General features: G+C 72.2%; 25 protein-coding genes and 1 tRNA gene. 18 read left to right on the top strand and 8 right to left on the bottom strand.

Translation table 11 applies throughout. The features are described from left to right. Positions 1-16 precede the first annotated feature (16 nt). The 8 genes from FE634_RS07925 to FE634_RS07960 all read left to right on the top strand — a co-directional run bounded on the left by FE634_RS07925 (position 17) and on the right by FE634_RS07960 (position 8623). Complete coding sequence (locus FE634_RS07925) at positions 17-1417, top strand: glycine--tRNA ligase (RefSeq protein ID WP_137294643.1); 1401 nt, start codon at positions 17-19, stop codon at positions 1415-1417. A gap of 146 nt (positions 1418-1563) precedes the next feature. Next, positions 1564-2637: a tRNA dihydrouridine synthase DusB gene (gene dusB / locus FE634_RS07930; protein WP_137294689.1), complete on the top strand. Its 1074-nt coding sequence runs from the start codon at positions 1564-1566 to the stop codon at positions 2635-2637. 156 nt (positions 2638-2793) lie between these two features. Then, positions 2794-3753, top strand: coding sequence for an SH3 domain-containing protein (locus FE634_RS07935; protein WP_138875566.1), 960 nt, complete (start codon positions 2794-2796; stop codon positions 3751-3753). An 88-nt stretch (positions 3754-3841) separates the two neighbouring features. Next, entirely contained in the window at positions 3842-5095 is a 1254-nt protein-coding gene (locus FE634_RS07940) for a deoxyguanosinetriphosphate triphosphohydrolase (protein WP_138875567.1), read from the top strand. 85 nt (positions 5096-5180) lie between these two features. Beyond that, positions 5181-6098: a 2-hydroxyacid dehydrogenase gene (locus tag FE634_RS07945; protein WP_138875568.1), complete on the top strand. Its 918-nt coding sequence runs from the start codon at positions 5181-5183 to the stop codon at positions 6096-6098. 29 nt (positions 6099-6127) lie between these two features. Then, positions 6128-8002: a DNA primase gene (dnaG, locus tag FE634_RS07950; RefSeq protein ID WP_138875569.1), complete on the top strand. Its 1875-nt coding sequence runs from the start codon at positions 6128-6130 to the stop codon at positions 8000-8002. After that, positions 7999-8487, top strand: a complete 489-nt coding sequence (locus tag FE634_RS20965; RefSeq protein WP_222847690.1) for a hypothetical protein — start codon at positions 7999-8001, stop codon at positions 8485-8487. The genes dnaG and FE634_RS20965 overlap by 4 nt, the downstream gene beginning before the upstream one ends. Positions 8488-8550: 63 nt before the next feature. Continuing rightward, positions 8551-8623, top strand: a tRNA-Asn gene (locus tag FE634_RS07960). Between the two features lie 224 nt (positions 8624-8847). Here FE634_RS07960 and FE634_RS07965 read toward each other — a convergent pair. The 3 genes from FE634_RS07965 to FE634_RS07975 all read right to left on the bottom strand — a co-directional run bounded on the left by FE634_RS07965 (position 8848) and on the right by FE634_RS07975 (position 11880). Continuing rightward, a complete protein-coding gene (locus FE634_RS07965; RefSeq protein ID WP_148240497.1) occupies positions 8848-9201 on the bottom strand; it encodes a DUF6281 family protein in 354 nt (117 codons plus the stop codon). A gap of 714 nt (positions 9202-9915) precedes the next feature. Next, positions 9916-10509 (bottom strand): hypothetical protein, encoded by a 594-nt coding sequence (locus FE634_RS07970; RefSeq protein ID WP_138875571.1) that lies wholly within the window; start codon positions 10507-10509, stop codon positions 9916-9918. Between the two features lie 534 nt (positions 10510-11043). After that, positions 11044-11880, bottom strand: a complete 837-nt coding sequence (locus FE634_RS07975; RefSeq protein WP_187366855.1) for a S41 family peptidase — start codon at positions 11878-11880, stop codon at positions 11044-11046. A 56-nt stretch (positions 11881-11936) separates the two neighbouring features. Between FE634_RS07975 and FE634_RS07980 the strand changes: the two genes are divergently transcribed. The 3 genes from FE634_RS07980 (at position 11937) to FE634_RS07995 (ending at position 13942) form a co-directional block, all read left to right on the top strand. Beyond that, positions 11937-12416, top strand: a complete 480-nt coding sequence (locus FE634_RS07980; protein WP_138875573.1) for a winged helix-turn-helix domain-containing protein — start codon at positions 11937-11939, stop codon at positions 12414-12416. 181 nt (positions 12417-12597) lie between these two features. Then, on the top strand, positions 12598-12780 hold the full coding sequence (locus tag FE634_RS07985; protein WP_138875574.1) for a hypothetical protein: 183 nt from the start codon (positions 12598-12600) through the stop codon (positions 12778-12780). Between the two features lie 613 nt (positions 12781-13393). Beyond that, the gene (locus FE634_RS07995; RefSeq protein WP_138875576.1) at positions 13394-13942 is read left to right on the top strand and encodes a YciI family protein; all 549 of its coding nucleotides are present in this window, start codon (positions 13394-13396) and stop codon (positions 13940-13942) included. Positions 13943-14175: 233 nt separating this feature from the next. Here the strand turns inward: FE634_RS07995 and FE634_RS08000 are convergent, their stop codons facing one another. After that, on the bottom strand, positions 14176-14682 hold the full coding sequence (locus FE634_RS08000; RefSeq protein WP_222847691.1) for a VanZ family protein: 507 nt from the start codon (positions 14680-14682) through the stop codon (positions 14176-14178). Between the two features lie 365 nt (positions 14683-15047). On the opposite strand from FE634_RS08000, the gene FE634_RS08005 reads away from it, so the two are divergent. From FE634_RS08005 to FE634_RS08020, 4 genes are all read left to right on the top strand, one after another. After that, on the top strand, positions 15048-15398 hold the full coding sequence (locus tag FE634_RS08005; protein ID WP_138875578.1) for a hypothetical protein: 351 nt from the start codon (positions 15048-15050) through the stop codon (positions 15396-15398). Positions 15399-15532: 134 nt separating this feature from the next. Further along, complete coding sequence (locus tag FE634_RS08010) at positions 15533-16462, top strand: ABC transporter ATP-binding protein (protein WP_148240498.1); 930 nt, start codon at positions 15533-15535, stop codon at positions 16460-16462. Beyond that, on the top strand, positions 16459-17340 hold the full coding sequence (locus FE634_RS08015; protein WP_137294628.1) for an ABC transporter permease: 882 nt from the start codon (positions 16459-16461) through the stop codon (positions 17338-17340). Before FE634_RS08010 ends, FE634_RS08015 begins: the two co-directional genes overlap by 4 nt. Then, positions 17341-17583 carry a helix-turn-helix transcriptional regulator gene (locus FE634_RS08020; RefSeq protein WP_212721834.1) on the top strand — a complete coding sequence of 81 codons (243 nt, stop codon included), beginning with the start codon at positions 17341-17343 and terminating at the stop codon, positions 17581-17583. A gap of 99 nt (positions 17584-17682) precedes the next feature. On the opposite strand, the gene FE634_RS08025 is transcribed toward FE634_RS08020, so the two are convergent. Then, on the bottom strand, positions 17683-18513 hold the full coding sequence (locus tag FE634_RS08025; protein ID WP_148240499.1) for a hypothetical protein: 831 nt from the start codon (positions 18511-18513) through the stop codon (positions 17683-17685). Positions 18514-18687: 174 nt separating this feature from the next. Here FE634_RS08025 and FE634_RS08030 point away from each other — a divergent pair, with 174 nt between their 5' ends. Next, a complete protein-coding gene (locus tag FE634_RS08030; protein WP_138875581.1) occupies positions 18688-18975 on the top strand; it encodes a vWA domain-containing protein in 288 nt (95 codons plus the stop codon). A 155-nt stretch (positions 18976-19130) separates the two neighbouring features. After that, complete coding sequence (locus FE634_RS08035; protein ID WP_148240500.1) at positions 19131-19451, top strand: hypothetical protein; 321 nt, start codon at positions 19131-19133, stop codon at positions 19449-19451. Positions 19452-19553: 102 nt separating this feature from the next. On the opposite strand, the gene nhaA is transcribed toward FE634_RS08035, so the two are convergent. From nhaA to FE634_RS08050, 3 genes are all read right to left on the bottom strand, one after another. Next, entirely contained in the window at positions 19554-20879 is a 1326-nt protein-coding gene (gene nhaA / locus FE634_RS08040) for a Na+/H+ antiporter NhaA (protein WP_148240501.1), read from the bottom strand. A 75-nt stretch (positions 20880-20954) separates the two neighbouring features. Continuing rightward, entirely contained in the window at positions 20955-21386 is a 432-nt protein-coding gene (locus tag FE634_RS08045) for a bleomycin resistance protein (protein ID WP_138875582.1), read from the bottom strand. A 9-nt stretch (positions 21387-21395) separates the two neighbouring features. Next, positions 21396-22163, bottom strand: coding sequence for a PIG-L deacetylase family protein (locus FE634_RS08050; protein WP_137294623.1), 768 nt, complete (start codon positions 22161-22163; stop codon positions 21396-21398). Between the two features lie 175 nt (positions 22164-22338). Between FE634_RS08050 and FE634_RS08055 the strand changes: the two genes are divergently transcribed. Beyond that, a complete protein-coding gene (locus tag FE634_RS08055) occupies positions 22339-23814 on the top strand; it encodes an LCP family protein (RefSeq protein ID WP_137294622.1) in 1476 nt (491 codons plus the stop codon). Positions 23815-23903 lie beyond the last annotated feature (89 nt).

The following is a 23903-nucleotide window of genomic DNA, read 5'->3' on the forward strand; positions in this document are numbered from 1 at the left end:
CACCAGGAGCACCACCGTGGCGAAGCCGCCCCCGTCCGCCGTCGACAACGTCGTCTCCCTCGCCAAGCGCCGGGGTTTCGTCTACCCGTGCGGGGAGATCTACGGAGGCACGCGCTCGGCCTGGGACTACGGCCCGCTCGGCGTCGAGCTCAAGGACAACATCAAGCGCCAGTGGTGGAAGTCCATGGTGCAGATGCGCGACGACGTCGTCGGCCTCGACTCCAGCGTGATCCTGCCGCGCCAGACGTGGGAGGCCAGCGGCCACGTCGCGACCTTCGCCGACCCGCTCACCGAGTGCCAGAGCTGCCACAAGCGCTTCCGCGCCGACCACCTGCAGGAGGCCGCGGCCGAGAAGAAGGGCGGCGACACCGACCCCGACGACATCGACCTGGCCACGCTCGCCTGCCCCAACTGCGGCACCCGCGGCGCGTGGACCGAGCCGCGCGCGTTCTCGGGCCTGCTCAAGACCTACCTCGGCGTCGTCGACGACGAGTCCGGCCTGCACTACCTGCGCCCCGAGACCGCGCAGGGCATCTTCCTGAACTTCCAGAACGTCGTCACCAGCAGCCGCACCAAGCCGCCCTTCGGCATCGCCCAGGTCGGCAAGAGCTTCCGCAACGAGATCACCCCCGGCAACTTCATCTTCCGCACCCGTGAGTTCGAGCAGATGGAGATGGAGTTCTTCGTCAAGCCGGGCGAGGACGAGGAGTGGCACCAGTACTGGATCGACGAGCGCACCCGCTGGTACGTCGACCTCGGCGTCGACCCCGACAACCTGCGCCACTACGAGCACGCGCAGGAGAAGCTGAGCCACTACTCCAAGCGCACCGTCGACATCGAGTACCGCTTCCGGTTCCAGGGCTCGGAGTGGGGCGAGCTCGAGGGCATCGCCAACCGCACCGACTTCGACCTCAAGACCCACAGCGAGGCCTCCGGCAAGGACCTCAGCTACTTCGACCAGGCCAACAACGAGCGCTACGTGCCGTACGTCATCGAGCCGGCGGCCGGGCTGAGCCGCAGCCTGATGACGTTCCTGGTCGACGCCTTCCACGAGGACGAGGCGCCCAACACCAAGGGCGGCGTCGACAAGCGCACCGTGCTGCGCCTCGACCCGCGGCTGGCGCCGGTCAAGGTCGCCGTCCTGCCGCTGAGCCGCAACGCCGACCTGTCGCCCAAGGCCCGCGACCTCGCCGCCGAGCTGCGCCGCGGCTGGAACGTCGACTTCGACGACGCCGGTGCCATCGGCAAGCGCTACCGCCGCCAGGACGAGATCGGCACGCCCTACTGCGTGACCGTCGACTTCGACACCCTCGACGACCACGCCGTCACCGTGCGCGAGCGCGACTCGATGGCCCAGGAGCGGGTCTCCCTCGACCGGATCTCCGCCTACTTCGCCGAGCGGTTCGTCGGCTGCTGACCGACCCACCACGCCGACCCGTCAGTGATCACTGACGGGTCGGCGTGCTTTTCGTGCGGGGTGCGGGCACCACGCATCATGGAGGGGTGACCTCCCCCCTCCAGCTCGGCCCGCTGCGGGTCGAGACCCCCGTGGTGCTGGCCCCGATGGCCGGCATCACCAACGCGGCCTACCGCCGGCTCTGCGCCGAGCAGGGCGCCGGGCTCTACGTCTGCGAGATGATCACCTCGCGCGGCCTCGTCGAGCGCGACGAGACCACGATGAGCATGCTCGTCTTCGACGAGCTGGAGACGACCCGCTCGGTGCAGCTCTACGGCACCGACCCGGTCTACGTCGCCAAGGCCACCGAGATCCTGTGCGGGGAGTACGGCGTCGCGCACGTCGACCTGAACTTCGGCTGCCCGGTCCCGAAGGTGACCCGCAAGGGCGGCGGCGGCGCGCTGCCCTGGAAGCGCAACCTGCTCGGCCAGATCCTCGAGCACGCGGTCGCGGCCGCGGCGCCCTACGACGTCCCGGTGACGATGAAGACCCGCAAGGGCCTCGACGAGGACCACCTCACCTACCTCGACGCCGGCCGGATCGCCGAGGACGCCGGCTGCGCGGCGATCGCGCTGCACGGACGCACCGTCGCGCAGGCCTACAGCGGCGCGGCCGACTGGGACGCGATCGCCGCCCTGGTCGCCCACGTCGACCGCATCCCCGTGCTCGGCAACGGCGACATCTGGGAGGCGGCCGACGCGCTGCGGATGGTCGAGCAGACCGGTGCCGCGGGCGTGGTCGTCGGGCGCGGCTGCCTGGGCCGGCCGTGGCTGTTCCGCGACCTCGCCGCCGCCTTCGCCGGTGACGACGTCAAGACCCTCCCGACGCTGGGCGAGGTGGCCGCGATGATGCGCCGTCACGCCGAGCTGCTCTGCGAGCACATGGGGGAGGAGCGCGGCTGCAAGGAGTTCCGCAAGCACGTCACGTGGTACCTCAAGGGCTTCGCCGCGGGTGGCCCGATGCGCCGCTCGCTCGGGCTCGTCGACAGCCTCGCCGCCCTCGACGGGCTGCTGGCCGAGCTGGACGCCGACGAGCCGTTCCCGGTCTCCGAGCTGGGCTCGCCGCGCGGGCGGCAGGGTTCGCCGCGCGACCGGGTCGTGCTCCCCGAGGGGTGGCTCGACGACACCGACGGCACCGGCGTCGTGCTGCGCGAGGACGCCGCCGAGACCACCGGCGGGTGACCGCGGGGTGGACGGCGGGTGACCCGGCTCACTGTCCACAGGTTCGGTCGAGATTGACCACGGCCACGCCGCCTGTGCTTCACTCGTGACTTCGTGCCCGCCGCCGGCCTCCGGTGACGGGCACCGCCCTGACATCGATCGCAAAGGATCAGCGCTGTGGCTCAGCATCGCCACAAGCGGGAAACCAATGCCCGCACCCAGCTCGTCGCGCGGCTCCCGCGCCCCCGGGCCGGCTTCCTCGCCGCCCCCCTGGCCGTCATCGCGACCGCCGGTGCCGTGTCGATCGGCGTCCTGGGCGCCGAGCTCCCGGCCAGCCCCGTGGCCGCCGGCCCCGTCGTCGGCGACCCGACCGCGACCACTGCCGGCGACGTCGTCGGACGGCGCACCACCCTGTCGCGCGGTGGCGACTCCGGGCGCGGCGACGCCGCCCGTGGCACCGACTCCGCCTCGCAGACCACCGCGAAGAACGCGGCCCGGGCCCCGGTGGCGCTGAGCCCGCAGGAGCTGGAGATCCAGGCGCTGCTGAAGCCGGCCGCCGTCGAGCGCGCGATCGCGCGGGCCGACAGCACGCTGTGGACCTCGGAGTCCCTCAACCTCTGGACCGAGCCCGGTGACGACGCCGCCCAGACCGGCGAGATCGCCGCGGGCGAGAAGGTCGTGGCGACCGGGCGCACCATGCTCGACCGCGTCGAGATCGTGTGGGAGAAGGACGAGACCCGCTGGGTGACCAGCGGCTACCTCACCGAGGAGGAGCCGTTCACCCTCGGCGGCGAGTGCACCAACGGCACCTCGGTCGCCTCGGGCGTCAGCCCCAACATCGTCAAGGTGCACCAGGCCGTGTGCGCGCAGTTCCCCGACATCACCGTCTACGGCACCTTCCGCGGCGACGGCGAGCACGCCCAGGGCATCGCCGTCGACATCATGGTCTCCGGTGCCGAGGGCCAGGCCGTGGCCGACTTCCTGCGCGAGTACCACGCCGACCTTGGCATCAGCTACCTGATCTACGCCCAGCGCATCTGGTCGGTCCAGCGCTCCGGCGAGGGCTGGCGGGGCATGGAGAACCGCGGCTCCACCACCGCGAACCACTACGACCACGTGCACGTCACCACCTACTGACGCCGCACCGCCCCCCGACGCCGGCACGCCACGCGACCGGGGGAGACTGCGCGCCCGCGCCGTCGCCCTCCCGTCTAGGCTCACGCCAGTGACCGCCGACCCGAGCGACCGCTACGACGCCCACGCCCGCGAGCGCGTCGTCGAGGAGCCGCCGAAGCGCGTCGACGCGCCGGTGCGGACGCCGTTCGAGCGCGACCGGGCCCGGGTCGTGCACGCGGCGTCGTCGCGGCGGCTGGCCGCCAAGACCCAGGTGGTGGGGCCGCAGTCCGACGACTTCGTGCGCAACCGGCTGACGCACTCCCTCGAGGTCGCCCAGGTCGCGCGCGACCTGTCCCGGGCGCTGGGGAGCCAGCCCGACATCGCCGAGACCGCCGCGCTCGCGCACGACCTCGGGCACCCGCCGTTCGGGCACAACGGTGAGCGGGCCCTGGCCGAGGTGAGCGAGGCGTGCGGCGGGTTCGAGGGCAACGCCCAGACGCTGCGGCTGCTGACCCGGCTCGAGGCGAAGACCTTCGACGGCGACCGGTCGGTCGGCCTCAACCTGACCCGGGCGACGCTCGACGCCTGCACGAAGTACCCGTGGGCGCGCGGCGAGGGGCTGCACCCGGTGAAGTTCGGGGTCTACGACGACGACCGGCCGGTCTTCGACTGGCTGCGCGCCCCGGGCCCGCACCAGCCTGCGCCGGTCCACCGGCAGTGCCTCGAGGCCCAGGTCATGGACCTCGCCGACGACGTCGCCTACTCGGTGCACGACGTCGAGGACGGCGTCGTCGCCGGCCGGCTCGACCTCACCCGGCTCGACCGCGCGGCGGTGTGGGACACCACCCGCGCCTGGTACCTGCCCGACGCCCACGACGACGACCTCGACGGCGCCCTGGACGCGCTGCTGGCCGTCGACAGCTGGCCGGGCGCGTCGTACGACGGCAGCCGGCGCCACCTGGCCGCGCTCAAGAACCTCACCAGCGACCTCATCGGCCGGTTCTGCGGCGACGTCCAGCAGGCGACGTTCGCGGCCGGCGACGGGCCGTTCGTCCGGTTCGAGGCCGACCTGGTGCTGCCGGACCGGACCCTGCTGGAGATCGCGGTGCTCAAGGGGATCGCGGCGCACTACGTCATGCAGGCCGCCGACCGGATGGCGGTGATGGAGCGCCAGCGCGAGATCCTCACCGACCTCGTCGCCCTGCTCTGCGACCGCGGGCCCGACGCTCTCGACCGGCAGTACGCCGACGACTGGCGTGCCGCGGCCGACGACGCCGCCCGGCTGCGGGTCGTCGTCGACCAGGTCGCCGCGCTCACCGACGCCAGCGCGGTGGCCCGGCACACCCGTCTGACCGGCTCCTGACCGGCCCCTGACCGGCCCCTGACCGGCCCCTGACCGGCCCCGACCGGTCGCGACGGGCCACCGGGTCACAACTAGCCTCGACGGCGTGAGCGAACCCCTCGTCTGGCTGCCCTTCGACCCCGCCGACCTGGGGGAGGTGCCGGCCGGGCTGCGCTACGAGGTCGTCGACCCGGTCGACGGCGACGTCCCCGGCTCGGTCGGTGACGTCGCCTTCTACGTGCCGCCCTACCGCCTCGGGTCCGAGGTCGCCGACGTGCTCCCGAGGATGTCGTCGCTGGAGGTCCTCCAGACGCTCACCGCCGGCGTCGACAACGTGCGCGGGGCCGTCCCGGACGGCGTCACGCTGTGCAGCGGCCGCGGGATCCACGACACCTCGACCGCCGAGCTCGCCCTGACCCTCACCCTGGCCTCGCTGCGCGGCGTCCCCGACCTGGTGCGCGCCCAGGAGCGGCACGCGTGGGCGGGGCAGTGGCGGACCTCGCTGGCCGACCGCCGCGTGCTGCTGGTCGGCCACGGCGCGATCGGGCAGGCCATCGAGACCCGCCTGACGGCGTTCGAGGCCAGCGTGACCCGGGTCGCGCGCACCGCCCGCGACGGCGTCCACGCCCTCGACGAGCTGCCCGCGCTGCTCCCGGACGCCGACGTCGTCATCCTCGTCGTGCCGCTCACCGACGAGACCCGCGGCCTCGTCGACGCCGCGTTCCTCGACCGGATGAAGCACGGCGCGCTGCTCGTGAACGTCGCCCGTGGGCCGGTCGTCGTCACCGACGACCTGCTCGCCGCGCTGCACTCCGGCCGGGTCACCGCGGCCCTCGACGTCACCGACCCCGAGCCGCTGCCGGCCGACCACCCGCTGTGGGAGGCGCCCGGCGTCCTGGTCTCCCCGCACGTCGGCGGCCTCAGCTCCGCGATGTGGCCGCGGGCCCACCGCGTCGTGCGCGAGCAGCTGCGCCGCTACGCCGCGGGTGTGCCCCTCCACAACGTGATGACGGGCGCGTACTGAGGTCGCGACCGCGCCCGTAGGATCGCCCCGTGGCCGGCCGGATCCGAGAGGACGACATCGCAGCGGTGCGGGAGAAGGTCCGCATCGACGAGGTGATCGGCGACTACGTCACCCTCCGCAGCGCCGGCGGCGGCTCGTTCAAGGGGCTGTGCCCCTTCCACGACGAGAAGTCGCCGTCGTTCAACGTCAACCCCTCGCGCGGCTTCTTCCACTGCTTCGGCTGCCAGAAGGGCGGCGACGTCCTCACCTTCCTGATGGACATCGACGGGCTCTCGTTCTCCGAGGCGATCGAGCGGCTGGCCGACAAGGTCGGCATCCAGCTGCGCCGGGAGGACGGCGACGGCCGCGACGACCGGCCCAAGGGTCCGCCGCGCCAGCGGCTCGTCGAGGCCAACCGCGTCGCGCAGGAGTACTACGCCGACCAGCTCAACGGTCCCGACGCCGAGGCGGGCCGCACCTTCCTGCAGGAGCGCGGCTTCGACCAGGCCGCGGCCGAGCACTTCGGGATGGGCTTCGCCCCGCGCGAGGGCGAGGCGCTCTGGAAGCACCTGCGGGGGCGCGGCTTCAGCCAGGACGAGGCGGTCGCCGCCGGCGTCGTCGCGGTCGGCCGGTCGGCCTACGACCGGTTCCGCGGCAGACTGCTGTGGCCGATCCGCGACCCCAGCGGCGCCACGATCGGCTTCGGGGCACGCCGGATCTTCGACGACGACAAGATCGAGGCCAAGTACCTCAACACCCCCGAGACCACGCTCTACAAGAAGAGTCAGGTGCTCTACGGGATCGACCTGGCCCGGTCCTCGATCGGCAAGGTCTCGCAGGCCGTCGTGGTCGAGGGCTACACCGACGTGATGGCCTGCCACCTCGCCGGCATCACCACCGCCGTCGCGAGCTGCGGCACGGCGTTCGGCGACGACCACACCCGCGTCCTGCGCCGGTTCATGATGGACCACGACGAGTTCCGCGGCGAGGTGATCTTCACCTTCGACGGCGACGCCGCCGGCCAGAACGCCGCCCTGAAGGCCTTCGCCGGCGACCAGAAGTTCGTGTCCCAGACCTACGTGGCCGTCCAGCCAGAGGGGCTCGACCCGTGCGACCTGCGGATCCGCGACGGCGACGCGGCCGTTCGCGACCTGGTCGCGCGCCGCCAGCCGCTGTACCGCTTCGTGCTGGGCAACATCGTCGGCAAGTACGACCTCGACCGCGCCGACGGGCGGGTCGACGCGATGCGTGAGAGCGCCCGGCTGGTGGCCTCCATCCGCGACCAGTCGAAGGTGACCGCCTTCGCGCAGGAGATCAGCAAGATGATCGGCTCCGACATCGACACCAACGTCGTCCTCTCCGAGGTGCAGCGCGCCGCGCGCCGCAAGCCGGGCGAGGAGCCGCAGCGCAGCGAGCCGGCGCCGGCGCGGCCGCGCAACGCCGTCCCCCCGCTGAGCGACCCGCGGTTCACGATCGAGCGCGAGACGCTCAAGCTGGTGCTGCAGCACCCGATGGCGATCGGCCGCACGACCGCCGACATCGGGCCCAACGACTTCACCCACCCCACCTACCGCGGCGTGTGGGAGCTCGTGGCCGCCGCCGGCGGCACGGTGGCCGGCTCCGACGACCCCGGCTGGGTGTCGCGGCTGCGCGACTCCGCCACCGACCCGGCCGTCTCGTCGGTCCTCAGCGCGCTCGCCGTCGAGCCGCTGATGAAGGAGCCCCCGGACGCCGCCTACGTCACCCTGTACGTCGTCCGGCTGCTCGAGCTCACCGCGCTGCGCCGGATCGCGGCGGTCAAGGGCCGGATGCAGCGCACCAACCCCGAGCAGGTCGACGAGTACCGCCGGATGTTCGGCGAGCTCGCCGCCCTGGAGCAGTACCGCCGCAACCTGCGCGACCGGATCGTCGGGGGACCGGTGTGAGGGGTGGACGCCGGGAGGCCCGACCCGAGCTGCCCGTCGCCAGGGGCGAGCGGCTGCTGGCGTGGGCGACGACCACCGAGGGACAGGCCTTCGGCGGCACCCGCGACGCCTTCTACGCCCCGGAGCGGGTGCCGTGGGAGCAGGTCGAGGCCGCCGACTGGGACCGCGACACCACCACGCTGCGGGTCAGCGAGGTCGGCAGCTGGGGTGACCACCGCGCCGAGCACGTGTTCGTCGTCGAGGAGCCGGGCCGGCTGCTCGAGCTGGTGCGCGAGAGGGTCACCGCCTCCGTCGTCCTCCAGCGTCACGTGCCGCTCGCCGGGCGTCGAGGGGTGCGCGTGATCGCCCGTCGCGCCCCCGGTGGCGGGGGCGAGGTGTCCTGGGTCTTCGAGTACGACGAGGGCATCGACCCCGACGACCCCGTCGTCCGGCTCGCCGCCGCCGAGGCCCTGCAGGCCGCGCGCGACGAGGTCGGCATCGGCTGAGCCGCCGGGTGGGTGGCCCGATTCTGCGTCCGCCACGGACCTTGCTAACGTATCCCCGCACGATCCCCTGTAGCTCAGCTGGCAGAGCGCTTGACTGTTAATCAGGATGTCGTTGGTTCGAGTCCAACCGGGGGAGCCGCAGACCTGAGGCACCATCCAGGTCACCTGCACCCGGGCCCCGCCCCCAGTCTCCTGGGGGCGGGGCCCGGGTGTTTCTCGTGGTTCTCACCGACCAGGTGTTGGCTGCTCTCGTGGAGCCGGGTCTCGTCCGCCTGGCCGTGGTCACGTGTCTCGAGCTCGTGGTGCGCAGGTCGTTGGTGAGACGGATCGCGACGGCGCGACGGCCCTGGCGCGTCGGTGCTACGGAAGGACCACCGCCGCCACCTCGGGGGTCAGGTCGCTGACCTCCGCGCCTCGGGCGAGGTAGATCGCCCGAGCGTTGACGGGGGAGACAACCGCAACCCGGGGATCGACCCCGTCGACGTCGTGCATCGCCATCTCGGAGGTGTACGGGCCCCCGTCCCCGCAGCCCGTCTCGGTCCCTGACCCCAGCGCGTCCCGGGGCGTGACCTCCGCCGTCGTCTCGTGCGCGACGTAGGTCCGCCCGTCGAACTCGTAGGTGCTGGGGCAGGGATCCTCGCCGCGAGGATCAGGCGCCACCAGGGCGACGGCACCCAGGACCACCGCGCTTCCGAGGACGACGACGCGCTTCATGGGCGGACGATAGCGTCCCGGCCCGACCACGCAGGCTCGCTCGAGCCGAGTCGTCGGCACGCGCCGCGGTGCTGGCTCCGCCAGCCGGGCCGCGGGGACCGTCCGTGCGTCGGGTCCACCCCGGAGTGGCGTGGCGTGACCGTGCCGGCTGGTCGAGAACTTGCGACACGAGCCCGATCGTCTGGTGGACTGTGCGGATGCGTTCCCGGTGGGTCATCGTCGTGCTGTCCCTCTGCTCGGGCCTCCTGGGGTACGCGCTCAACGACGGCGGCGCCCGCTTGGACGCGTGTCAGGACGAGGTGCGCTGGTGGCGCGACTCCGTTGCGACGACCTCCGCCGTGGGTGATGGGCTCGTCGGCCGGGGAACCGCCGACGGCGAGGACGAGTGTCTCCCCGAGTAGGCGCCCCCGAGCTGTCCCGGCGCGAGCCTCGTCCGGTCACCCGGCTCAGGGGCCGACGGTCGAGGGCCGGGGCATACTCCTGTCATGACGACGGCTCTCGTGCTCGGTGCCACCTCCGCGGTCCTGGCGTTGGTCCTCCTGACCGCCGTCGGGGCGCACGAGCGCGGGACGCGGTGGCCCGTTGCCGTCCTGGTCGGCATCGCCTTCCCAGCGACCTGGGTGGTCTGGTACCTCCGGGACGACTCGCACGGGGACCGTCGTCACGTCGTCCGCGCGCGATCCGCACGAGCGGGGGACGCAGGAGGAGCGGGCGTCAGCCGCGCTTGATCGTGGCGCCCAACCGGAACTGGTCGGGCAGCTTGCGGGCGCCGTCGCGATGGGCGTCGTCGAAGACGACGGCAGCCTGATCCTCGGGAGCAGCGAGAGCACGGGCGACTCCGAAGCCGAACCGTGCCTCCGGCGGCGACCCGAAGCAGTCGACCGGAATCACGAACCTGTACGACTGGGTTCGCCGGACCGTTCGCGCCGACCCTCCCACGCACCTGCTGAGCGAGCCCTTGACGAGAACCCGCACCCCACCGTCCCGCGTCGACTGGGCGTCGTACCGATGACCGCCGGCGCCGATCCCGACAGCCGCGCGAGCGCGCGGGTCGAGGTGTCGGACCCTCCCGACCACGACCAGGTGGTGGCGGGTGAAGCTGAACCAGACGCGAACGATGTCGGCACCCGTCTCGCCCGCGGCATCCGCGACGGACCCCTCTCCCGTGAAGATGTCGTAGACGAAGGCGGTGGCGTCCCCGACGGCGTCGACCCGGACGGCCTGGTCGGCCCGAGCCGGCGTCACGGCCAGTCCCAGGGAAGCGGAGACCACGAGCGCAGCGAGTCCGGTCCGGCGCAACTTCTTCATGACCCGAACCCTGGCATCCTGCCCACGTTCCCGCATGAGGTTGCGCACTCAGACGTTCTGGGCCGACCCGACGACTCCACGACCGGGCCCAGGGTTCGACTTCTCGATCGGTGTCGACACGGGAACGGGCCGGCGTCCTCGGTGAGGACGCCGGCCCGGCCCGGGAGGTGGGGGATCAGCGGGTGGTGCGGACCGTGCGGGTGTCGGAGGCGGTGCCACCGGCGCCGACGGCCTTGACGTTCCAGATGTTCTTGAGCGGACGCTGCCCGAAGCGCCAGGGATCTGTACCAAGACCGGACTCTCCGGAGCCATCCTGGTCGAGTTGGAAGCGTCCCTGGGCATCCCTCCCGTCGAGGTGACCTGACGGGCGACGGCCGACCTTGACGCAACCAGCTCGATCTGGCTGGAGAGCGCTGTGGTCAGACGCCGGACGGTGGTGAGATAGGACGGTCCGAGCCGGCTCAGGGTCGTGACCTACCAGTTCCGTCGCTGTCCGAGGTGAGCGATATCCACCTCCCTCAGGCCACTGCCGGCTCACCCTAGGGCGGTCTCCAGCGCCTCCTCGGCACGGCCCTCGATGTCCGGCACAACGCCGGTACCTTCCCAGTTGCTCCCGGTTACAGCGTTGACGGAGCGCGCCGTGGGCACGTGCAGCTGGAGGTGAGGAGTCAGGTCGAACGCCTCACGCGGGTGGGCACCGCCGCGTGTCGTCTCGCCGACGACCCCTGCCCGGCCAAGGGCCTGCAGGTCGTAGGCAACTTCCTCGCCGCCACTGAACGTCCGAGCGCTGGTGAGCACGACCACCGGCACCTCGGCGGGGACCCGAGGGGAGACCGTCGGGGTCGTGTACGACGAGTCGATGATGCCGTCGCGCCGGACCAGGTCCTGCAGGTGCACCGGCTCGTCACCGCACAGGTGGCTGACCAGCAGGGCAACCGATTCCGGTACGCCGCCCACGCAGCTGCGCACGTCCAGGACTAGCCGGGTGGCTCCACCCAGGAGCGTGAAGGCCGCAGCGGCGGCCGGAGCGAGATGCTCCGGGGGTGGGATGACAGGTCCGATGACGACGAGACCTGCGTTGCCCTCCAGGCGACGCACCTCGCTGATGCCCGGCCCCTGCTCCCGCACCATCGCGGCAAACCAGGTCCGGACCGCGGCGTCGTCGTCCTCGGGCGGGACGCCTTGGGGGTAGTGCCTCACCCGCAGGTGCCGGTCGCCGTTCATCATCTGCAACGCGACGGTCAGCGTCTCGGCGTCAGCCGCATCGTCATCGCACAGCGAGATCCCGACGAGTCCGGCGGCGATCTGATCAGCGACATCTGGGAACACGTAATGGGCGCGGACCAGGTCCTGCACGCGAGAGATGATCATGTCCGCAGTGTCGATGGGCCCTTGACGAAGCGTCCACATCTCTTGACGCTTGATTGGTGACCGAGCCGATCGAGACCACCAACGCGACCCAGCTGAGTGCCTTCGCCCATCCGATGCGGCACCGCATCTGGCGCGAGGTGCCTCCGGACGGAATTACTGTCAGTCAGCTCACCCACCGGCTGGCCACCAACAAGGGCAACGTCGCCCACCACGTGAAGGTGCTGGTCGCCGCAGGTCTCCTGGCTCCCGCCCACACCCGCACCGTCCGCGGGGGCACCGAGCAGTACTACGTCCGCACAGCTCGGAGGCTCCGGCTCGCTGGCGGGTCCCGGGCCGCGACGCGGGCGATGTTCTACTCGATTGCCGAGGAGGTGGAGGCGGCACCTGATCCGATGATCAACCACCGCACGATCCGGCTCACCCGTCCGCAGGCCGACGCCGTGGCCAAGCACCTCGACCGCGTTGTCAACGAGTTGGAGCCCGCGGGCGAGCGCGAGGCGACGTACAGCGTGCTCGTCAGCGTCTATCGGCGGTGAAGCGGACCACGAGACCGGTCGCGCTCCACCACACCTTCCGGATCAGGCCGCCAAACGTTCGTTTCTACCGCGTGACGGGTTGCACCTGCCGTGCCGCCAACGGGGGGTTATCGCCGAACACCGGGTTCGGCCCCTCCCCGCCCCCGCCTGAGCGCTCGGCGGAGAGCTGGTTGCGGGGCTGGTGATTCTCGTCAACGCCGGGTGTTCCAACGACACCAGCGACGACGACATCGCGGGCGCCGAGAACGGGACGGTGACGAACCTCGTCGTCGTGGACGACGACTACGAGAACTGGTTCGTTGCAGCCGCGGAGCTGCCCGAGGAACCCGACCCGGCCAGCGAGATCATCCGAGTCCTGGGTTAAGCGGCTCAGTGCGCCGAACACGGAGCGGTCGGCTACGCCGTCGAGGAGAGCCGTTCAGAAGTGCGGATAACGCTGGTGCTCGGCGAGAGCGGCACCGGCTGCAACGACGCCGCCGAGGCCGCAAGCCTGGACGTGCCGCCAGCACGGGCCGTTGGCTCTCGACGAGTCGCGCTGGTCCAGCCGGTACCAGCGTCTTGAGCACCGCCCCGGCAGGCCGCGCTGCATGCCCGCCCAGCCATGCCCGCGCTGCGGCCGGTGTGACCCGGCTGCAGTACGGCCCGTGGATCGCCGAGCCATGTGACCGATGACTTTCACGACGGATGCAAGTCCGAGCTCTCGTGTCACACCACCTGGATCGCGGCGACCGGTTCGACGGCGTCAAGATCGGACGACCCGCTACTGGCGCACTGATCGACGCCGGCTACCTGTCGATCAGCGACCTCCCGTCAGACCTGCACGACCTGGCGAGCCTCCACGGGGTCGGGCCCGCCGCTCTCGAACGCCTCGCAGACGCTCGAGGCTAGTTCCGCCCACCATGCCGCGCACCGGGCTCCACCCGACCACCCCGCACAGCGGGCGCCGCCCCGACCGCGCAAACCGGAGATGATCGCGCATGGAGTTCTTCTGCTACCACCGCGATCGCCCCGGCTCGACTCCGCTGCGGACCCGGATGGTGGAGGAGCACTGGTCCTACATGGACCAGTTCGCCGCAGGGATGATTGCCCGCGGGCCCACCTTCACCAGCGACGGAACCCTGACCGGCAGCGTGCACATCCTCAATCTGCCAGACCCGACCGCAGCTCGAGCCTTCGCCTTCGACGAGCCCGGCTACCAGGCCGGCGCCTACCGCGACGTGCTGCTGCGGCGGTGGCACAACGCCCTGGGTCGCACCATGTGGGACGTCGGTGGCGGTCGGCCTGACGCCAACCGCTACCTCGTCCTCGGGTTCACCCCGGACCCGGCAGTGGACGGCCCGGACCTGCCGGTCGGCGACGACCTGATCGCCTGCGGGCCGCTCCTGTCCGACGACGGGTCCCTGGTCCTGGGAGCAGCCGTCCTCCTGGGGGCATCCGACCCAGACGAGGCGCGGGGGATCCTCGCCGCCGATTGCTACACCGAGGTCGAGGTGCATCAGTGGCGCCCCGGTGGCCGGCCGAGCTGAGTCGCTCCGCGGAGCTCGCCCTGCAACGGCCAGACGAACACACGGTCGTGCGCCCGACCGGTGAGCAGACTCTGCACCTGGGCTGAGTCTCGGGCTCCGTCAGCACCGCTGACCCGCGACGCGGTTCAGGTCGGCTCGCAGGACCCCGCTCCCAACCGAGGTCCTGACGCCCGGGTTTCGTGGCCCGCGCCGCTAGACACCCGGGGTAGTTCGCCCTGCTACGGCCCGCCGGCTCACACGGCTGCGCCGCCTCGGGACCAGCGGCACCTGTCGACCAGGCGAGCGGCTACCGGCGCCGCCGAGAGTGCAGACAGGAACAGCAGCCCCAGCGCGGCCCCGACAGCGTTGAAGATCAGGTCGTTGACGTCGGCGATGTGACCTCCTCCCAGGAGAATCGCGGTCACGAACTGGCTCGCCTCGATGAAGAGGCTGCACACGGTCGCCACAGCCAGCGCTCGCCACCACGGCCAGGAGGGCGCCACCAGCGACACCAGCACCCCCACGGGGACGAAGACGCACACGTTGATCACCGCGTCGCCGAGCTCGTAGCCGGTCACCGGAGTGACGTTGAGGAACCGACCCCATCCGGCACTGCCTGCCGGTTTGTCCAAGAAGACGGGGAAGACCGTGTTCGCGACGACCCCAGCGGCGTACACGCTGAGGGTCAGGGCCACTGCGGCTCGCGGTGCCGTGAGCAGACCGCGCCGTCGCAAGTGCTCCAGGCAGACGACGAGGACCACCCCACCGAGGGGCACCACCACCGGAAGCGCCGGTACCTCACCGAACACCCTGCTCCACCCCATCCCCGCGCACACGTGACCTGGCCGACCGGCCGACGAGGTGCCGGTCAGGAGGACCCTGCCCTGCAGGTCAGGCCCAGCTCCTCCGTCTCAGGTGCCCGATCAGCGGCCCCAGGTACCACGAGCGGGTGTTGAGGTTGCGTCGCCCTTCCTCACGACCGAGGGCCGTTGCGTTCCATCCCGTCGCACGGCAACGCGGTGGACGTGACCTGGTGCGGTTCGGGATCCGCCCGACCACGTCGTCGTCAGTGCGTCGCCACGCAGACGTGACGCACGCCCGCCAGGGGTCGGACTAGCGTTCCGCCATGCCCATCGTCGAGGTCACCCACGACCCCCACCTCCCCACGGATCGGATCCGCGACCTGGCCGCCGCCCTGCCGCAAGCCGTGTCCGTTGCGGTGGAGTGCCCGGAGGAGCTGTACGACGGCGTGCTCCGAGCGGGCGACGTGGAGGTCCGCTTCCGCCCGAGGGGTGCCCACGACTCCGGCGGCCTCGAGGTGGTGGTGGAGGTTCGCTCGAAGTGGTTCGCGAGTCGTGCCGAGACGCGCCAGGAGCGGTGCGAGCGGCTCTGCGACGACGTCGTCGAAGCGGCTGGAACGGCGAGCGTCGGGGTCTACCTGTCCTTGCCCGTCGCCGCCTGGGCACAGGGGGAGTAGGCAGGCCGCGCGCGGGTGCGACCGGCCAGGCTGCGCCCGGCCGGTGGTCGACCGGCGCGCCTCGACAACCGCCTCGCCGGAGACGCCCGACGACGACCGGACACAGATGTAGCATTCCTGCTACATTCCGTTCCATGGCTGACCGACACGGGACCGACCCGGTGATCTCGGTGCAGAACCTGCGGATGAGCTACGGCGACAGCGTGGTGCTCGACGACGTCACGTTCGACGCCCACCAGGGCGAGGTCCTCGCCCTGCTCGGTCCCAACGGAGCGGGCAAGAGCACGACCATCGAGATTCTCGAGGGGTTCCGTCACCGCTCCGACGGTGAGGTCGACGTGCTCGGTCTCGACCCGGCCAGGGCCGACGAGACGTGGCGGGCCCGTCTCGGCATCGTCCAGCAGTCGTGGCGCGACCACGGGCGGTGGGGGGTGCGCCAGCTGCTGGTGCACCTGGGCGCGTACTACGAGCCCTTCTCCACCGCCCACCGGCCGCGCCCCATGGACGTGGACGAGCTGCTCGAGACCGTCGGCCTCGCCGGGCACGCCCGCCAGAAGGCCGGGTCCTTGTCAGGCGGGCAGCGGCGACGTCTCGACGTCGCGATCGGCATCGTGGGTCGCCCCGACGTGCTCTTCCTCGACGAGCCCACCACGGGCTTCGACCCGCAGGCGCGGCGCGACTTCCACGACGTGGTGCACCGGCTCGCCGACCTCGAGGGCACCACGATCCTGCTCACGACACACGACCTCGACGAGGCCGAGAAGCTCGCCGACCGCATCCTGATCCTCGCCGGCGGTCGGATCGTCGCCGACGGCAGCGCCGCCGAGCTGTCCCGCGCGGTGGAGGGCCAGACCGAGGTGCGGTGGAGCCGGGGCGGGGAGCACTTCGTCCACGCTGCCGCCGACGCCACCCGCTTCGTGCGCGAGCTCTTCGAGCAGCACGGCAGCGAGATCGGCGACCTCGAGGTCCGTCGCAGCACCCTGGAGGACAGCTACATGACCCTGGTCCAGCGGTTCGAGAGCGACCCCGCAGCCGGACGGCAGCCCCTGGAGGTCGTGCGATGAGCGGCACCTCGAGCCTGCTGCCGTCGCGCGCGGTCCTGCACGCGACCCGCCTCGGCGTGCGCCGCGGCGGCATCGAGATGGCCCACAGCCTGACCAACCGCGCCGACCAGATCTGGATCGTCGTGATGAACGGCATCTTCATCGGCGTCCTGGTGCTCCAGCGCGACTCCGACCTCGCCGACACCGGCTACTCGCTGGCGGTCGCGACGCTGCCCGGGCTGATCGGCATGAACGTCGTCATGGGCGGGTGGATGGGCACCGCGCAGATGCTCGCCGTCGAGCGTGAGGACGGCACGCTCCTGCGAGCCAAGTCGACCCCGCACGGCATGCTCGCCTACCTCGTCGCCCGCGTGACCCTCGCCGTGCTCAACACGGCGCTCGGCCTCGTGATCTTCCTCGTGGCGGGCCTGTTCCTGCTTCCCGGGCTCACCGACGTCCCGCTCACCGGCTGGCTGATGCTGCTGGCGGTCTTCCTGCTCGGCATGCTCGCGACCATGCCTTGGGGAGCGGTCGTCGGAGCCTGCGTCAAGTCGGCCGGCGCCGGGTTCGGCCTGACGTTCCTGCCGATGATCGGGCTCATCGCGATCTCGGGCATCTTCTACCCGATCACCGGGATGCCGGACTGGCTCCACCCGGTCGCCCAGGCGTTCCCGGTCTACTGGCTCGGGGCCGGCATGCGCGACGCCCTGCTCCCCGAGGCCGCCGCGGCGGCCGAGCTGGGAGGGCAGTTCCACACCCTGACGACGTTCGGCGTGCTCGGCGCGTACGCCGCCCTCGGGCTGCTGGTCGCGCCCAGGGTGCTGCGGGCGATGGCGCGCAAGGAGTCCGGCTCGGCGGTCGAGAGCCGCAAGGCCAAGGCCATGCAGGGGTGGAGCTGAGTGGCGCCCCGCAGCGAGTTCGTGCACCAGCGCATCGCGATGCTTCGCGCCGAACGAGGAGTGTCGAGGCGCGAGCTCGCCGACGGCGTCGGGGTGCACTACCAGACGATCGGCTACCTCGAACGGGGCGAGTTCAGCCCCAGCCTCCACCTCGCGCTCAGCATCGCGGCGTTCTTCGACGTGCCGGCCGAGGTCATCTTCTCCCTCGAGCCCTTTCCCCGTCTGGGGGAGCAGACCGGCTGAACCGAGGAGTCGTCCGCCCGTCCAGCCGGACCGCCGGGGGCCGTCCCGGTCGCGACGAGGCCTCCGACGTCGGCGCCACGGGGCGTGGCCGACCTCGGGTCAGGGTCGGGGGTGGGCGCTGCGCCAGGCGCGCAGCATGCGAGCGGTCAGCTCGGACTCGGCACCGGGAGCGACGTCGCCGCTCCGGTTCGCGGAGCCGGGCAGGCGGATCCCGCGGACGATGCCCGAGGCCAGCGGTTCGCCGGTGCGCGGCGAGATGGCGACCCAGACGACCTTGCGGAACTCGACGCGGCGGGTCTCGCTGCTGCGGGGGGCGAGGCCGACCCTCCCGTAGGGCGGCTCCTGCCCGGGCCCTGCGTACAGCACCACTGCCCGGTTCGCCCGGGGGTTGGTGAAGCGGAGCCTGCCGGGCCGGTCGGCCTTCCGGACGGTCACCTGGGGAGTCCTGGTGACGGTGACGGTGACGGTGGCGGGTGTGAGGTGCTCGGTGTCGCAGGCCCAGTAGGTGAAGGTGAACGTGCCCGCGCGGTTGGCCCACGGCAGCACCGCGATGCTCTCGCGGGCACCCTCCTCGACGGAACCGTCGCTCCCGACGCTCCCGCCGCCGACGCTCACGCCGCCGGCGGGCGACTGGATCTCGAAGCTGCCGCCCACCCCGACCTCGGCCACGGACAGGCCCCGCCGGGGAGCCCGTACCCGGCAGATCTCGAGGTCGTCGTCGTTCACGGAGCGGTCGTTGGCGAGGACGTCGACGAACGAGACGCCGCCGAACTCGACGGTGCGGGCCTCGATGGTGGTGGTGTCGTCGGCCGTGACGGGTGCGGGACTCTCGTCGGCCTGGGCGGCCGCGAGCGATCCCAGGCTCAACGCGGTGAGGGCGACCGTGACCGCGGCGGTGCGGGCGGCGGGGGCGTGGGCCCGACGAGGCATGAGGACTCCAGGTGAGTGCGGCGGCCGGGACGGCGGCGAGGGTGGACGAGCGCACGCTACGGCGCCGCACCACCAGCCGTCCGGCGAAGCCTCACATCCGTGCTCGCGACACCACGACGGGCTCAGCCGTGCGCCCAGGACGTCGCGAGGTGGGCCCGCGAATACCCTCGGGTCGTGGAGTCGCTCGTGGACGTGATGCGTGTCGTCGTCGAGCCCGCCGTCCGGGCCGTCCTCACCGACCGGGAGCTCACGTCGATGCACCTCACCCGCGACCAGCTCGGCGGTTACTCGTTGAGCCTGGTGGCCGTGGGGGAGACGTTCCAGGACTGGGTCGTCCAGGACGGCGTGCCCCACCTGACGCTCGCCGACTGGCGCGAGCGGCTGCGCTCGAACCTCGTCGACTTCGTCGCCGAGAGTGGTTTCGGGTGGGGTCAGGACCGCGAGCACGGGCCACTGGGCTGACCGCGGGTTCGTCCCCCCCCCCCCCCCCCCCCCCCCCCCCCCCCCCCCGGTGTCCGCGCTCGCCACCAGGTCCGGGCTCACGGTGGTAGAACCGCTCGCATGAGCAGCGATGCGCGATTCTGGATGGTCCGGGCCGCATACGCGAACGCTGACACGTGGACGTGCTCGAATCGAGCGGCGCGACCGGGTGGCGGACGGTGCCGGCGCTCGTGAGGTTCAAGGACGGCGAGGAGCTGCCCGGTTACCGGGTCCTGGTGGTGACCGGGTCCTGCGACAACTTCTTCGAGGGAACGCTGGACGACGTTGGAGATCGCATCCCAGGCGCCGTCTTCGACCCCGCCAGGGGATGGGACGGCTCCGACATCTTCTGGATCGAGGCCCGGCCCCACTTCACGTTCCTCGCGACCGACCGCGTGCGTCGGGCACTCGGCTCCTCAGGCATCACCGGTGTCGTCTACGAGGACGCCGTCGACTAACACGGCACCCTCTCGGGGCGCCGGCCCAGCCCTGGCCGCGGCGGGGGCTCCGTCCGAGCGCGCTCCGCGAGATTGCCGCGCCCGACGACGTCCGTGCGGCACCTATCGTTCGTCGCGGTCGGTCTGGAAGACGTCGGGGACGCCGTCGCCGTCCGCGTCGAGGGACTCGGCGTCGTGGAGACGCCGGTAGACGCGGTTGCGCGCCCGGAGCAGCGCCGAGGCGAGCAGCGCGGCGGCCAGCGACCCGAGCAGCACGCCGACCTTCACGTGGTCGTCGCGCTCGCTCCCGGTCCCGAAGGCCAGCTCGCCGATGAGCAGGGAGACCGTGAAGCCGATGCCGGCGAGCATCGAGATCCCGATGACGTCGAGCCAGGTGAGGTCGTCGTCGAGGTCGGCCCGGGTGAAGGTGGACAACAGCCAGGTGGAGCCGGCGATGCCCACGGTCTTGCCGACCAGCAGCCCGGTGGCGATGCCGAGGGCGACGGGGTCCTGCAGCGACTCGGCCAGGCCGCTGAGGCCGCCGACGGTGACGCCGGCGGCGAAGAAGGCAAAGACGGGGACGGCGATCCCGGCACTGATCGGGCGGACGAGGTGCTCGAGGTGCTCGGCGAGTCCGGGCCCGGCGTCGGGTCCACCCGCGGCCCTGCTCCGCATCACCGGGACGGTGAACCCGAGCAGCACGCCGGCCACCGTGGCGTGGACGCCGGACTCGTGCACCAGCGCCCAGGCGACCAGGGCCAGCGGGATCAGGAGCCACCCGGAGCGGATCCGTCGCTGGACGAGGAGCGCGAAGAGGCCGATGGGCACCAGCGCGAGCGCCAGATAGCCCAGCCGCAGCTCGTCGGTGTAGAAGATCGCGATGATCGTGATCGCCAGGAGGTCGTCGACGACGGCGAGCGTGAGCAGGAAGGTCCGCAGGCCGCTGGGGAGGTGGGTGCTGATCACGGCCAGGACGGCTACAGCGAAGGCGATGTCGGTGGCGGTCGGGATCGCCCACCCGGTGAGGGCTCCGTCGGGCCCGAGGTTCCAGAGCACGAAGATCAGCGCGGGCGCGGCCATCCCGCCCAGGGCCGCCGCCACGGGCAGCGCGGCGCGGCGGGGGTCGCGGAGGTCACCGGCGACGAACTCGCGCTTGAGCTCCAGGCCGACCACGAAGAAGAAGATGGCGAGCAGCCCGTCGGCGGCCCAGGTCCCCAGCGAGAGGTCCAGGTGCAGCGACGACGGTCCGACGGTCAGGTCGCGGAGGTCCTCGTAGGTCCCGCTCCACGGGGTGTTGGCCCAGACGATGGCGAGGGCGGCGCCGGCGATCAGCAGCAGCCCCCCGGTCGTCTCGGCGCGCAGGACCTCCGCGGTGCGGGAGTGCTCGAGGAACGAGCCGCGCGCGAAGAGACGCGGCGAGCGGGGTGACGAGGGCGGTGGCGTGGACACGAGGCTCCTGGGGGGTCGACGAGATCATGCCGACCAGACTTCCCGGCGCACCGGACCCCACTCTAGGGCCTCCGCTCAGGGGCCGCCCACCACCGCCTCGACGAACGTGAGCAGGTTGCCGTCCAGGTCGAGGACGGCGACCTCGCGGGTGCCGTGCGACGTGGCGGCCGGTCGACCGGCGTCGGTCGGGTGGAGCGCCCCGGTCGGGGCGAGCTCGGCGTGCAGCGCGTCGACGTCGGAGCAGGCGATCCGGCAGCTCGCGGTGCCGGCCAGGAAGTCCTCGGCCCCCGAGCGGACGGGGGACTCGGCCAACTCGCCGGGGGTGCGCTGCCGCCACCCGTCGTCGGCGGCCTGCCACAGGTGCAGCTCGGCGTCGTCGCGGACGACGATCGCGAAGCCGCCCGGGTCGAGGTGCGCGGCGTGGAAGCCGAGCGTGCGCTCGTACGCCTCGACGGCGCGGACGACGTCGCGCACCGGCAGGGCCGGGACCGTGGTCGTGAGCCGCACCGCCGGCGCCTACTCGCCCCAGCCCATCGGGAACACCTCGAAGGGTGCCCCGAAGCCCACACCGAGCCGCTGCCCGGTCTGGCGGCCCATGCCCTCGAGGAACTCGCGGGCGTCGAAGTGCTCCCACCCGAGGCCCTCGATGTAGGCGCCGTGGGCCTCGAGCGAGGCCACCCCGGCGTCGAAGGTGTCGGTGGTGTCGACGCCGTGCGTCGACTGCGGCGAGCCGAACGCCCACACCTCGCGGACGCCGCCCCACGGCTCCAACCCGGTGGCCCCCGCCTGGTCGCCGACCTGGTCGCCGAGCTGGTCGGCGAAGACCCAGCGGTTGCCGGCGTCGCGCACGGCGTCGAGGACGGCGCGGCCCACGGCGATGTGGTCGGCCTGGTTGAGGTTGCGCCCGCCCCAGGTGTCGCGGAAGTTGCCCGTGACCACCACGTCGGGCCGGAACGCCCGCACGGACCGCGCGATCGCGGCCCGCAGCGCGACGCCGTACTCGAGGACGCCGTCGGGCAGCCCGAGGAACTCGACGTGGTCGACCCCGACGATGCGGGCGGACTCCACCTGCTCGGCCTCCCGCACCGCGCGGCACTCCTGCGGCGCGAGCGCGTCGATGCCGGCCTCGCCGCTGGTGACCATGCAGTACCCGACGCTCTTGCCCTGCCCGGTCCAGCGGGCGACCGCCGCGGCGGCGCCGAACTCCATGTCGTCGGGGTGGGCGACGACGCACAGCGCCCGCTCCCAGGTCTCGTCCAGCGGCTCGAGCGGCTCGGGGTCCATGCCCGCCAGGATGACACCACGCTCAGGGGTGCGGTGTTATTTTCCTCGCGCCGGTCCTCCCGGCACTCCAACCTGCCCCCGGCCCGAGGACGACATGTCGCACGAGGTGCTCGACGAGACGGACCCGCCGAGGCCCGGCGGGAGCCGGCGCGCCCCGCGGTCGTCGCGTCGTCCGGTGCGCACGCGACCCACCGGCGGTGCGCGACGGGCCCGACGCGAGCGCCGCCGGGCCGACGGCCTGCCCGGCACCATCGGCCTCACGGCGCTCGGCGCGTTCGTGCCCGGCTCGGGCTACCTGTTCGCGGGGCGCCGCTTCCTCGGCGTCCTCGTGCTCGGGGTGTGGCTGGCCAGCATCGGCGTCCTGGTCTGGTACTTCGGTCGCGGCGTCTCCGCGGCCCTCGACCTCGCCTTCGACCCGACGCTGGTCCGCGTGGCGGCGGCCGCGCTCGGCGCGGTGCTCCTCGTCTGGGCGTTCATCGTCTACACGTCGTACCGGTTGGTGCGTCCCCGGGAGCGGTCGCGGGCCCACACGGTGATCGGCCACGTCCTGGTCGTGGCGCTGGTCCTCGTGGGCGCGGCCCCCGTGCTGCGCGCCGCGCAGTACGCGCTGGTCACCGCCGACGGCGTCGAGGACGTCTTCCCGGACAACGTCCGGAGCGGAACCACGCCCGACAACGTCTCGAAGGACAACCCGTGGGCGGGCCAGGACTACGTCAACGTGCTGCTCCTGGGCGGCGACGGCGGCGACGACCGCACCGGCGTGCGGACCGACACGGTGATCCTCGTCAGCATCGACACCGCCACCGGCCGGACGATCATGTTCAGCCTGCCGCGCAACATGATGTACGCCGAGTTCCCGGAGGACTCCCCGCTCCACGACCTCTACCCCGACGGCTACCAGACCGGCCTCGGTGACCCCGGCTTCGACATGCTCAACGCGATCTACGGGCAGGTGCCGGCCGCGCACCCCGGCGTCCTCGGCGACAGCGACAACGAGGGTGCCGACGCCCTCAAGCTGGCCGTCGAGGGCAGCCTCGGGATCCCGGTCAACTACTACCTGATGGTCAACCTCAAGGGCTTCCAGACGATCGTCGACGCCATGGGTGGCATCACCGTCAACATCAACGAGCCGGTCGCGATCAACGGCAACACCGACGCCGGCATCCCGCCGACCGACTACCTCGACCCCGGGCCCGACCAGCACCTCGACGGCTTCGACGCGCTCTGGTTCGCGCGCGGCCGGTACGGCTCCGACGACTACGCGCGGATGGACCGCCAGCGCTGCACGATCGACGCCATCATCGAGGCGGCCGACCCCACCACGATGCTGACCCGCTACGTCGACATCGTGAACGCCGGCAAGGAGATCGTCCTCACCGACATCCCGCGCAGGATCGCCCCCGACTTCGTCGAGCTGCTGCTCAAGGTGAAGGAGGGCAAGACCCGCTCGGTCGTCTTCCGGTCCTCCGACCAGTTCAGCTCGGCCGACCCGGACTTCGACTACGTGCGCGAGACCGTGGCCAACGCGCTGAACCCGCCGCCGCGGCCCGCCGGCGCCCCCAAGGTCAGGCGCGCGGAGAACCCCGTCGACGTCTGCGCCTACAACCCCGTCTCCGACGAGGTGCCCGAGGACGCCGCCGCGTCCGACTGACCGGCCCCGCGCACCCCTCGACGTCCGTCCCGCCCACGGCGTGCCGCGCGCCGATGATTCCGCGGCAGCGGTCGGGTCTGGGTGTCGTG

The organism is Nocardioides sp. S-1144, assembly GCF_005954645.2.
GTDB lineage: Bacteria > Actinomycetota > Actinomycetes > Propionibacteriales > Nocardioidaceae > Nocardioides > Nocardioides dongxiaopingii.